At 66.1% G+C, this 12,213-nt stretch carries 9 protein-coding genes; 5 read left to right on the top strand and 4 right to left on the bottom strand.

Going from position 1 to position 12,213, the window contains the following annotated elements; translation table 11 throughout:
- The first annotated feature begins 26 nt into the window (after window positions 1–26).
- Window positions 27–917 carry a hypothetical protein gene (locus tag ACQPYR_RS39730; protein ID WP_433624723.1) on the top strand — a complete coding sequence of 297 codons (891 nt, stop codon included), beginning with the start codon at window positions 27–29 and terminating at the stop codon, window positions 915–917.
- Here ACQPYR_RS39730 and ACQPYR_RS39735 read toward each other — a convergent pair.
- From ACQPYR_RS39735 to ACQPYR_RS39750, 4 genes are all read right to left on the bottom strand, one after another.
- Window positions 914–2,650, bottom strand: a complete 1,737-nt coding sequence (locus ACQPYR_RS39735; protein WP_433624725.1) for an ABC transporter ATP-binding protein — start codon at window positions 2,648–2,650, stop codon at window positions 914–916. The genes ACQPYR_RS39730 and ACQPYR_RS39735 overlap by 4 nt on opposite strands.
- Window positions 2,647–4,476, bottom strand: coding sequence for an ABC transporter ATP-binding protein (locus ACQPYR_RS39740; RefSeq protein ID WP_433624727.1), 1,830 nt, complete (start codon window positions 4,474–4,476; stop codon window positions 2,647–2,649). The genes ACQPYR_RS39735 and ACQPYR_RS39740 overlap by 4 nt, the downstream gene beginning before the upstream one ends.
- A 97-nt stretch (window positions 4,477–4,573) precedes the next feature.
- Entirely contained in the window at window positions 4,574–5,560 is a 987-nt protein-coding gene (locus ACQPYR_RS39745) for a sulfotransferase domain-containing protein (RefSeq protein ID WP_433624729.1), read from the bottom strand.
- 568 nt (window positions 5,561–6,128) lie between these two features.
- Window positions 6,129–6,434: a hypothetical protein gene (locus tag ACQPYR_RS39750; protein ID WP_433624731.1), complete on the bottom strand. Its 306-nt coding sequence runs from the start codon at window positions 6,432–6,434 to the stop codon at window positions 6,129–6,131.
- Here ACQPYR_RS39750 and ACQPYR_RS39755 point away from each other — a divergent pair.
- The 4 genes from ACQPYR_RS39755 (at window position 6,433) to ACQPYR_RS39770 (ending at window position 11,901) form a co-directional block, all read left to right on the top strand.
- A complete protein-coding gene (locus ACQPYR_RS39755) occupies window positions 6,433–6,885 on the top strand; it encodes a TIGR03667 family PPOX class F420-dependent oxidoreductase (RefSeq protein ID WP_433624733.1) in 453 nt (150 codons plus the stop codon). The genes ACQPYR_RS39750 and ACQPYR_RS39755 overlap by 2 nt on opposite strands.
- Before the next feature lie 51 nt (window positions 6,886–6,936).
- Window positions 6,937–7,872 (top strand): RluA family pseudouridine synthase, encoded by a 936-nt coding sequence (locus ACQPYR_RS39760; RefSeq protein ID WP_433624734.1) that lies wholly within the window; start codon window positions 6,937–6,939, stop codon window positions 7,870–7,872.
- A 104-nt stretch (window positions 7,873–7,976) separates the two neighbouring features.
- A complete protein-coding gene (locus ACQPYR_RS39765; protein WP_433624735.1) occupies window positions 7,977–8,756 on the top strand; it encodes a lysostaphin resistance A-like protein in 780 nt (259 codons plus the stop codon).
- A gap of 169 nt (window positions 8,757–8,925) precedes the next feature.
- Window positions 8,926–11,901, top strand: a complete 2,976-nt coding sequence (locus ACQPYR_RS39770) for a hypothetical protein (RefSeq protein WP_433624736.1) — start codon at window positions 8,926–8,928, stop codon at window positions 11,899–11,901.
- Window positions 11,902–12,213: the final 312 nt, after the last annotated feature.

Genomic DNA, 12,213 nt, shown 5'->3' on the forward strand with positions numbered 1-12,213 from the left:
GTCGGTGGCACGGAAGCGAGCGGGCAATGTCGGTCATCGACGCAGTTGTATCCGCCGCCGCCATCCTTTTCACGATGGCCGCGGCGGTATTTCCCAGGCGGGTCGCCTATGCGCTGCCGGTTGCGCTGCCGCTGTTGGTATTCGGCTGCCTGATCCAGTTCGTGCTGGAAGATTTCTACTGGCAGATGGTGCCGTGCTACCTGGCGATCGTGGCCGCGACAGTGCTCGTCGTAAGCCGATCGCGCCGGACGCAGGTCACCGAGCCGACGCGTAAGCGTCGAGTTCGCACCGTCCTCGCACCCGTGACCGTCGGCCTGCTCGCTGTGCTCGCGATTCTGCCGTGGAGTATTCCGCCGGTCCCGACCCTGCCCGAGCCGACCGGCCGATACCGCATCGGCTCGGCGATCTTTCGCTGGATCGACGAGCAGCGACCGGAGACATCAACCGATTCCACCGCCGATCGACGCAATGTCATTGTGCAGGCGTGGTATCCGACGGACGACACCTCGGGGCGGCAGTGGGTCTATCTCGACGGCCAGGAACGGCTGCCGAGCCGGGTGACACAGATTCCCGGCTTCATCATGCACAACTACGGCCGCATCGATACCCACGCCGACGCCGACGTGCCGATCAGCGCGGAACGCGCACGCTGGCCGGTGGTCCTGTTCTCACCGGGATACGGCGCGCCCCGCGCGTTCTACACCGGACTCGTATCCGATCTCGCCAGCCGTACCGACGTGCCGCTATTCCTCGCCGCGCCGGTGCGATTCGCCGTCGCCCAATTCATCGGCGGTGAGCGCGGACCGGTGGATACGCAGCGCGCGACCAACGATATTCTGGTCGCATTCCTCCAGGACGGGGATATCCGGGCAGCGGCGATCGGTCACCCGAATATCCACGGCGGTCCCGTCCCCTAGACCGGTGCGGGCTCCAACCGCCAACCGGTCGCCCGCGACCGCTCGTTCCAGAAGTCGGCATACCGGCCGTCGAGCGCCAAAAGTTCGGCGTGCGTACCGCGTTCGACGATCCGGCCACCATCGAGGAACAGGATCTGATCGGCATGCGCGATGGTGGCCAGCCGATGCGCGACGACGATTACCGTTTTATCCCTGGTGAGTTCGTGCATCCCGCGCACCACGACCGCCTCGCTGTGTGGATCCAGCGCACTGGTCGCCTCGTCGAGTAGCACGATCGGCGCATTCTTGAGCAGCGCGCGGGCAATCGAAACCCGTTGCCGCTCACCACCGGACAGTGTCGCACCGCCCTCGCCGACGGCGGTGTCGTAGCCGTCGGGCAGCCGTTCGACGATTTCGTCCACCCTGGCTGCCTCGGCCGCGCGCCGCAGTTCGGTGTCGGTGGCATCGGGGCGGCCGATCCGAATGTTGTCCGCCACCGACTGATTGAACAGATAGACGTTCTGGAAGACGAGCGAGAGCTGATCCAACAGCGTCTCCGACGGCTGTTCGCGCACATCGTGCTCGCCGACCAAGACCCGACCCGAATCGACATCGTAGAAACGCGCCGCGAGCCGCAGCAGTGTCGTCTTGCCCGCGCCGCTCGGCCCGACGATCGCGGTGGTGGTCCCGGCGGGCACCTCGAAACTCAGCTCCGCCAGCACCGGCTCACCCGGCCGGTAGCCGAAGGAGACATCATCGAAGACGACGGACGGCGCACCCGGTGTCACCGACGACTTCGCCTCGGGCAGTACGGGTTCGGCGAGCAATCCAGTGACCCGGTCGGCGGCGGCCGCGGCCGATCGCAACGCATTGCCCAACTGCGCGGCCTGATTCAGCGGCTCGATGAACCGGGAGCTCACCGCGATGAGCGCGATAGCGGCCGCCGCCGAAACGGCGCCGTCGGTAACCCGGCCCACCGCAATGTAGACCAGCACCAGGAACACGGCCTGCACGAACAGTGCGAATACGATCAGACCGGGCACAGAAGCGAACATCAACCGGGTGATTGCCGAACGCTGCCGCGCCAGGGCAGTGTCGAGCGCCCGGTTGCCCGGTCCCACCGCACCGAAGGCGCGCAGCACCGGCTGCGCCTGTGCGAATTCGACCACCCGCGAATCGGCTTCGGCCGCCGTCTCGTGCATCCGCGCATCGGAGCGGGTGTAGGCGCGATTGGCCAGACCGTTGACCACGAACAGCACCGGCGCGGCGAGCAGCATCGCGAGCGAAATCCGCCAATCGATGAACAGCATGCCGACGGCGACACCGAGCGGAACGACAATGCTGGTGAGCACCTTGGTCAGCAGATACGCGATGAGGCCCTGGATCTCACGCACGTTCTCGACCACGATCCGCGACAGCGGCCCGGCACTGTGCGTCTCGAACCAGCCGAGCGGCAGCGCATTCAGATGATCGCCGAGCCTGGTCTGCAGCCCGCGCTGCATGCCGACGCCGATGCGCAGACCGAGTACGGCCTGCAGATATCCGAAGACGACGACCCCGGCGACCGCGGCCAGCATCCACAGCGCCCAGAACCAGGCGCGGCCGAGCTCGTTGTCGAACAACGCCTCCAGCACCGGCACCAACAGCAGATACGCCGCCGCCTGACTCAGCGCCTGAGCGATGATGGCCGCCAACAGTTTCTGCGTCAGATGGGCGAATTCCGCCGGAATCAACCCGAGCACCTTGCGAATCATCGTGTCACCTCGACATTTCCGACCAGCGCGAGCGCGCCCAGAGCCGCCTCGTTGATTTCCCAGAGTCGCTGATAGGTACCGCCCGCCTCGCGCAGACCGGCGTGCCCACCCTGTTCGACCAGGGATCCCTTCTCCAGCACCAGAATCCGATCGACGCCGGTGATGGTGTGCAGCCGATGCGCGATGACGAGCACGGTCCGACCCGCCACCAGCACCGCGAGCGCATCCTGCACCGCAGCCTCGGACTCCGGATCCGCGAAGGCGGTCGCCTCGTCGAGGACCAGCACCGGAGTATCGGCCAGCAGCGCGCGGGCGATCGAAAGTCGTTGCGCCTCACCGCCCGACAGCGTCGCATCGACGCCGATCTCGGAGTCGTAGCCGCGCGGCAGCGCCAGGATGCGGTCGTGAATCTGGGCCGCCCGTGCCGCCTGTTCCAGTGCGGCATCGTCGGCGTCGGCTCGGGCCAGCCGCAGATTCTCCCGAATGCTGCCGCGGATCAAGCGCACATCCTGGAAGACGAATCCGACTGTGCGATAGAGCTCCTCGGTCGAGAAGTCGCGAATATCGCGGCCCGCGATGGTGATTCGCCCGGCCCCGACGTCGTAGAAGCGCGGCAGGAGCTTCGCGAGCGTCGACTTACCCGACCCGCTCGGCCCGACCAGCGCGGTGATGGTGCCCGGCCGCAGCTCGAGATCGATCTCGCGCAACACTTGGTGATCCGCGCGATATCCGAAACTCACGCCCTCGAACCGCACCACACCCGCGGCCGCCGGATCGGGAGCCGATATCGCCTCGGGCACAGTCAATTCGGGTGTCTGCTGCAGTTCGTAGAGGCGCACCGCGGCCGCACCGGCGGCCCGCAGCGCCTGAGTTCCGTATCCGAGACCGAGCAGCGCACTGCCGAGCCCGAGGCCGACGAGCAAGAACGGCAATACATCCAGCGGCGCGACCCAATCCAGTCCCACCGCGGCGAGTCCGGCGATCACGACGACCAGCATTACGAAGACCGGCGTGACCACGATGTCGGAGGCCGACTGGATGCGAATGATCGGCATCTTCAACCGATTGAGGCTGTCGGCCTGTCCGTCCACCGCCTCCTGGAACACGGTGTGCGCCTTGCCCGCTTGACCGAACGCCCGCACCACCTGGATGCCGTCGACGAATTCGATGGTGGCGTCCTGGGTGCGGCGCTCCCAGCGGGTATAGACCGCCATGCGATCGCGGCCGTCCTGATCCATCATTCGGCTGAACAGCACCATGTAGGCGATCAGCGGAATCAGCAGTGCCAGCGTGAGTCGCCAGTCGACGCTGACCAGGTAGCCGAGGGTGACCAGCGGCACGGTGAGCGCGCCGACGAACTCCAGTCGCGCATGCGCGACCAGATAGTGCAACGCCTCGACATCGTCCTGCAGATACTTCTTCACCTCGCCGGAGGAGCGTTCACCGAACCAGCCGAGCGGCACTCTGGTCAGCTTGGCCGCCAACAACCGGCGCAACGTGAGCTGGTATCCGACATCGACCAGATGCGACCAGGTCAGTGCCGCCGCCTGCAGCAGTCCGCGCGCGACGAGCACCAGCACCGCGATCAGCAGCAGTCGCCACACCCGATCGGTATCCACCTGGTCGGCGAGCAGTTCCCGGCAGGCCGCGACGATCAGCACGAACGGCACGACGGTGCCGACCGAGGCAGTGGCCACGATGATGCTCGCAAGCGTCAGCGTGCGGCGCACGGGCGCAAGGATTTCCTTGCGCGCCGCGGCTTCCTGCTGCTTTCGCGCCTTCAGCACCGTCTTGGGCGGCCGGTTTCCGGTCTCCTCCACCGTCATCTGCCTCGCCCCTCTCGCTCCCTCGCGGAGCCTCTCGCCGGAATCGGCACCCATCTTCACACAAGATCGGCCGAGAAGGTAGGTTAGGCTAAGTTATCTAGTGGTCATTCCAACCGAAGTCGCGCCCGATCACGTCGAACAACTTCTCGTTCCACGGGCGATAGAACTCGCGCAGCAGGGCCACCGAACCCTCGTCGGGCTCCGGGAATTCGAGCGGATTGCGGTTCAAGACGTGATGACGGACCGGCTCGACGGCGGGCAGTCCGAGGAATTCGTGGATGCCGCACACCGTCTTCGAGATATCGGCGAAGAAGTCCTCGGCGGTGACGATGTAGACGTTGTCCTTGTCGAACGCTTCGAGCCAGCGGGACACCGCATTGACGTAGACGCCGGTGCCGAGCACCGGCATGGAGGGCAGCGCGGTCGGTGGCGGCGGCGCGGGGAACATCTCCAGCGCGTACCCGATGTAGTCGGCAAAGGTGTGGCCGTACGGCACGGCGCGCAGGCCGTCCTTGTTACTGAGGAACAGATCCCACTTGTAGTGCGAGTAGGCGCGATCCACCGGGTCGCGCAACATCATCACGATCTTGGCGTCGGGGCGGGCCGCACTGTAGTTGTCGATCAACGGAAGATCGTGCAGCAGTGGGTCGAAATGGCCCGCGAGCGCCTGGCCGGTACATCGCATCACCTCGGCCTTCTGCCGCTCCGTCGGGAAGAACGGGCCCCACATGTGCGGGCAGCCGTGCCCGATCTCCTTGGTGAGCGGCGCCAGGATGCTCGGATGCTGCATGAGGTAGCTGGCCAGGTCGGTGGTGCCGCACTTCAGCGCGCCGACGCAGGCGAAATCCGGCAGAACGCGTGGCCCACCGAACCGCCGCAACCACAGCCGAATCGGCGGCACTCTGCCGAAATAATGCGGCAGCGTCAGATAGCGAATTCCCAGCTGCGCTGTGCGCAACGGATGCCCGAGATAGCTCTCGCGGTTGTAGCGGTGCAGTTGCCATTCTTCGAATACCGCAAGCCCTTTCGTGTATCTATCGGAAGCGAACTCTTGTGCGCTCGACGGCGCCACCCCTGTCGGCATTGGAACATCCCCTCGCACAATGATCTTCGCCGCATAGCGCGCGGCGATCTACTTTCCGAACCAACCGCCAGGAATGGTTCGTCGGACTACTGTCAAGCAATTCGAGGAAACACCCGTTGTTACCTCGTGCCATCGATCCCGCTGCCCGTCGGGAGCCGATTCGCGGATCACGTTAGCGCCGAGTTCATCCCGGTGTTACCGAAATCCCGGCTGTCGATACACAGACGACGACGCAGCCGATCTGGGCAACTTCACAAGACCCGCCAACAAGGGGATACACAGCCACACGCTGGCCGCTGCTGCTCACCCGGCCGAAATCCCGCACAGGGTAGGACACTTGCCGAAGAGTTCGATGTGCAACCCGCACAGTGAGATCTTTCCTCCGACAACGACTTCCACGCCGCAGCCGAGCGTGGCGAGCGACGACCGACCGGCTGCCGCGGGAACCCGCACCTGCTCGATACCGAATGACCGGTTCTCTCATCGCACTTGGCAACACATGTTCGACGTGCCGGGGAAGCTTGTGTGAACGGCACACCATCCCAGCAACTTTCGCGCACGAGCATTACTAGCTTATGCAGCTACACAGATTGCGACTGCGGTTGGAGATGTGAAAATGTTTGTCACGACAATTATTTCGAATATCGGCGATTGCCGCCGTGATCCCGGCACCTTGACCGAGCGACAGGCACACCGAGCGATGCAGGTACATCTGAATTGCAGTGTCGATAGCTGCAAGGTCCGCCGCCGCGCCCGGCAGACGCTGGTCGAGTCCCGGCGAATGGTGCTGGACGAACGCGCCGAGCCGTAGTCGTAATCGCGCAACCGCGCCGCCGCGGAATCGACTGCACGCTGTCGGCGTTGGCAGAATCATGACCACCACCGAATCCGATCGCTCCGCCACGCCCGTCGTAGACACCGGCACCGCATTCGGTGCCAGGGTCGCCGCCCGCCTGGAACGCGAGAATGTCATCTGGCTGACCACCGTCGGCCGCAGCGGAACACCACAGCCGAATCCGGTGTGGTTCCAATGGCGCGACGGTGAATTCCTGATCTTCAGCCAGGCCGACAAGCCGAAGTTGCGCAATATCGCCCGCAATTCTCGGGTGTCGCTGCATCTCAACAGCACCGCGACCGGCGGCGACGTGGTGATTCTCACCGGCACCGCGCGAATCGACGAAACCGGGGCGACACCGGCCGAAGTCGCCGCGTTCACCGAGAAATACGCCGAGGGACTCGCCTCGCTGTCGATGACCGAGGAACAGTTCCACGCCGACTACTCGGTCACAGTGCGCATCATCCCGGACCGACTGCGCGGATTCTGAGCCCGACCCGGCCGTGAGCTGGGGATTCGTCGCCGACTAAGGTCGTCGGTGATGAGAAGGAGGCAGCAGCCGCCGTTGCCCAAGCGGCACGGCCTGGATCCGGCCCGGCTCCGCCTACCGGAGCAGGGCGATTGGGCGACCATTCGGGACCATCTGGTGGATCGGCTGCCTCGTGTTCCCGCCGGGCGCATCGATGAGCTGCTGGATGCGGGCGGGATCGTCGATCTATCCGGTCCGATCGCACCGGACGCGCCGTATGTGCCGGGGGGCGCGGTCTGGTTCCATCGCGACCTACCCGATGAGACCGAAGTTCCGTTCGATATCCCGATCGTCTACCGCGACGACGATCTGCTCGTGGTGGACAAGCCGCACTTCCTGGCGACGATTCCGCGCGGCCAGCACATTCTGCAGACGGCGTTGGTCCGGCTACGTCGCGAACTCGACCTACCCGATCTCATTCCGGCGCACCGGCTCGATCGCGTCACGGCGGGGCTGGTGCTCTTCGTGATCAATCCGGCCCGACGCGGGGCCTATCAGACGATGTTCCACAAGCGCACGGTGCGCAAGGAGTACGAGGCCATCGCCCCCTTCGATCCGGAGCTGACGCTGCCGCGCACGGTGCGCAGCCGGATCATCAAGGAGAAGCAGGTGCTCGCCGCGCAGGAGGTGGCGGGTGACCCCAATGCGGAGACCTGGATCGAATTGCTCGAGCAGCGCGCGGGCCTCGGCCGCTACCGGCTGCGACCGCTGACCGGGCGCACCCATCAACTGCGGTTACATATGAACGGACTCGGCATTCCGATCCTCGGCGACGACTTCTATCCGGTGCTCACCGACAAATCTGTGCACGACTTCACTCGGCCCCTGCAATTGCTGGCCACATCACTCGAATTCACCGACCCGATCAGCGGCGCACCACGCCGGTTCGACAGTGCTCGGACGCTGCAGGCATGGGCGGATCCGCAGGGTTGGCGGGGTCGGCATTAACGCCGACCGAGCGTAGCGCGAAACAAGGTACGACCATGTTGATGACGCAACCCCCCGAAGCCGAAGCCGCCGCGCCAGTTGCGGGCATCCGTAGACTGGGCCGGATGCTTCAACAGGACCTCGACGAAGGGCAGTCGGCGGAGCCGACGGGGTGGGTAGGCGCAGCGGCACCGCCCCGCCACAAACTGCACGCCTATCTCGACGTGGCCGTTGTGGTGATCGTCCTGGCCTGCACGAATCTGATCGCCCACTTCACCACCGCGTGGGCGAGCATCCTCACCGTTCCGATCGCCGCCGTGGTGCTGCTCGGGCTCATGCGGCGACGTGGACTCGGCTGGTCCGAACTCGGACTCGCACCACGGCAGTGGCGACGCAGCACGCTCTGGGCGCTCGGTGCGGTCGGCTTGGTGCTCGCGGTGGTCGCGGTCGGGGCGCTGCTGCCGATCACCCGGCCGTTCTTCCTCGCCGACCGCTACGCCACCATTTCCGGCGCGCTCATCGCATCGATGATCGTCATCCCGCTGCAGACCGCGATTCCGGAAGAACTGGCCTTCCGCGGTGTTTTGCACGGCACGCTCGACCGCGTCTACGGCGTCCGCGGTGTCTTCGCGGCAGGCTCCCTGCTGTTCGGCCTCTGGCATATCGCCTCCTCCCTCGGCCTGACCACCAGCAACCGCGGCCTGACCGGCTTCATCGGCGGCGGCCCGGCCGGTCAGATCATCGGCATCCTGCTCGCCGTCCTCGCCACCGCCGCCGCGGGCGTCGTCTTCACCTGGCTGCGCCGCCGCAGCGGCAGCCTCCTGGCGCCCATCGCCCTGCACTGGTCGATAAACGGCGCGGGCGCATTGGCCGCCGCCATCGTCTGGCACACCACCCTCAGCTGACCCTAATTCAGCGCAAGCCCGGGACCTTGCGATTCGCGCATTTGTTCGAGTTTTCGGGGTGCGCAGCATTGACCTCGGGCGGGTACCGGTTTAATCTCGGTGCGATCACACATATGTTCGAGCATGTAGGTCTGCGTCGGTATGACACCTGCTCCTGGGAAGGCTCGCGATGCGCGACAAACAGTCGACCGGTAGGTCCGAGATCGCCGCATTGGCCGAGCGGGTTGCGAACGCGCGGGGGCGGCTGCCGCTGCAGGATGACGCGGCGCTGGTACAGGCATTATCGGATGACGAGATCGATGCGGAACGCGAACTCGCACAATGGGTTCGGGCGCAGCGGCGGGGGCAGCGGAAACGGGCTGTCCAGGATGAACTCACGGCGGAGAAGCGCAACCGGCGAACCATGTCCGCCATCCAGCGCGCCGATGACGCGGACGCCCGCTGGCATCGGCGCGCACTGGCGGCGCGGCGGCGGGTCTCGAATCAGGATGCGCGCCTTGCCCAGTTGTACCGGCGGGCCGAATGGTCCTCGCGTGCATTGATCGCCGTCGTGGTGCTCGGCATGGTGTGGGCCGGGGTGAATGTGCAGCACAACCTGGTGCCCAGCGGGAATATGGCAGATCCCCTGTACTGGTTGAGCTATGGGATCGAGGCGATGATCTCGATCCCGATCATCACCATCATGGTGGCCGCGACGACGGCCGCCCGCTGGGGCCGCGAACTCGACCGCGGCAAGGTCGTCTTCTTCGAAACCGCCTTGCTCGGCACGACCATCGCGCTCAACGCGGGCCCGCACCTGGCCGCCGGATCCTTCGGTCAGGCCGCCGAATACGCGATCGCACCGGTCATGGTCGGCGTCGTGATCTGGTTGCACGCCTGGGTTTCCGCGCGATACGCCCTGCTCATCGACGGTGTACCGATGGTCGAGGACGAACCCGACCTGCCGCCCCGCCATCGAGTCACCACCGAACGTGGCGCACCCATCGATACGTTCCGTGCCGATGAACCCACCGACCGTCGAGAACTGCTCGCCGCCAGGGGTTTCGATCCCCTGCTCGACCAAGCCGGTGTCCGCTTCCCGGTCGATATGGATCCCCACGTCGCCGATGCAGCGAGGCGGGCCGCCCAACCCGACGCGGTTCCCGTCTCGCGCCTCGATTGCACGGAAACGCTTGTCTATCACGCACAGAGCACCCGCTCGACGAACGGCCGTCTCACCCAACAACTCCCGAGCGACGATCGCGCTGGTCACGCGGTGCGTGCGACAGATCCGATCCATGACACCGCGCGGCCCTATACCCACGCCAACGAAACATTGCCGGCGCATACGTCGGCGAGCGCCGCGAACAGCTTCGGCGAGAACACATTTCATGCCTCGGACCTCGATCAGCGCATAACACCAGACACCGCTGCGAGCGCCGAGCGCGCAGCTCACGCCACTGCGCTCGGCAAGTCCGCGACGGCACCGATGAATGCTCGGGACACGACTTTTGCCGGGTTCGAGCCTCGAGACGCGCCAAGGCCCGGTGCCGATGAGCGCGCGCCCTTCGCCGACCCGGACTTCGCGCCACAAACGGCAGCACCGAGCGCCACCAGCACCCGCGACAAGCACACGGCCGTTGCCGCGAACGGATTCCTCCCCAATACCGGTGCCGCTCAGCGCGCGACCCTCGCCGACACGAACTTCGCGCCACAAACGGCAGCGCCGAGCGCCACCGGCACCCGCGACGAGCACACGGCCGTTGCCGCGAACGGATTCGCACAGACCGGTGCCGATGAGCGCGCGACTTTCGCCGACGCAGGTTCCGAGCCCTGGACAGTTGTATCCAATGCGGCAGGCCCCCACGATGAGCACACGACTCCTGCCGCAATCGGTCTCGATCCCCAGACCGCGGCGACCGCTGTCGATGAGCGCATGTCTCTCACTGCCACAACAGGTTTCGATCCCCGGACCGCGCTGGCGCCCGCCGCCGATGAGCGCACAACTTCCGCGAGCACAGGCTCAGCTCCCCGGACGGCTACGCCGAGTGCCAGCGGCCGCGACCAGCACACGTCTGTTGCCGCAGCAGGACTCGAGCCCCGGACCGCGGCAACTGCGAGCGATGAGCACACGACTGTTGCCGCCAACGTCCGTACCGCGTCCGCGACTACTGCTTCCACTCGCTACGAGCACACGGCTTCCAATACCAGCGGCTTCGAGGCGCGTACAGCACCTGCGGCCGCCGATCGTGGGGCTTTGCCTGCCACAGCAGACGCAGCTCCTGCTACAGATATCGACCTCCGGACTGCAATGGCGGCCGACGCCAGCACGCCGGACGAGCGCACGGCCTCCGCGGCTGCGGGCCTCGAGCCCGATGCCACGACCAGGGCGTCCGGTCGCGACGAACGTTCCAATCGCAGTGCGAGCGCGACTTCTGTTGTCGGAGAAGCGGAACCGCAGCGGGTCGCAGCACACCCTGCAGCGCAGTCGCAGCTGAGCATCTTCGATACGGCAACGGTCGAATCCGTCGCGCAGACCAGTGCGGACACCGGGGACCGGGCCCAGGCCGACACCGATCGCGCCACGGTGTCCCGCACCGCAACCGCTGGGGGCACGGGCACGCCAGCTGACGCTCCCCGCCCTGCGAAGTCCAGCACTCGCACCGAAACCCTCACACGCACAAGCACACCCACCGAACCCCAGCGTGCTACCCGAGGTTCCGCGACACCGGCGCCGGACGAACGAATCACACGAGCAGTGGAGGGTCACCGCAGTTCGAGCGCCGACAATTCCGCAGCCGATCACGAGGATCAGGCCGCAGCATCCGAGGCCGAGGTCGGGCAACTCGTTCCGGAGGACGCACCTCGTCGCACCACCAGCGAGGTGATCAGCGAAGTCGTGCAGTCACTTTCGGCCGAGAACCTGCTGACCGAGAGCCTCGGCTCCGAGAGCGACGATATCGAGGTGTGGTCGGTCGCCCGCGCAATCGCGGGCCGCGGCCTCTCGGTGATCCCCGTGGAACAACTCGCCGAAATCCTCATGCTCGCCGACCAATCCTGGACCCCAACCAGCATCGGCGCCGAAGTCGGCCTCTCCCGCACCGCCATCGCCCAAGTCCTGGAATTCGCCCGCCGAGTCCGCCGCCCCTACGCAATCAGCAGCTAACCAGACCTCACCACGGCAACCGACAACAGCACGGCAGCAGCACCGACAGGACGACATTCGGTGCCTCCCACTCACGAAATACCGCGCCGCTGCGGCCGGTTGCAGCGCGGCAGCAGCAGCGAGAACGACAGGGCGACATTCGGTGCTCCCCACACACACGAATGCCGCGCAGCTGCGGCCGTCAGCGGCTCGGCGGCAGCAGCAACAGCAGTGACAGCGCGAAAGCGACAGCGGCAGTAACGACAGCAGCGGCAGCGACGGCCCGGCGGCGGCAACGCAGCAGAAGCAGCAGCGAACGGGTGGCAGCGGCGC

The sequence above is a fragment of the Nocardia sp. CA-120079 genome (genome assembly GCF_050955745.1).
GTDB lineage: Bacteria > Actinomycetota > Actinomycetes > Mycobacteriales > Mycobacteriaceae > Nocardia.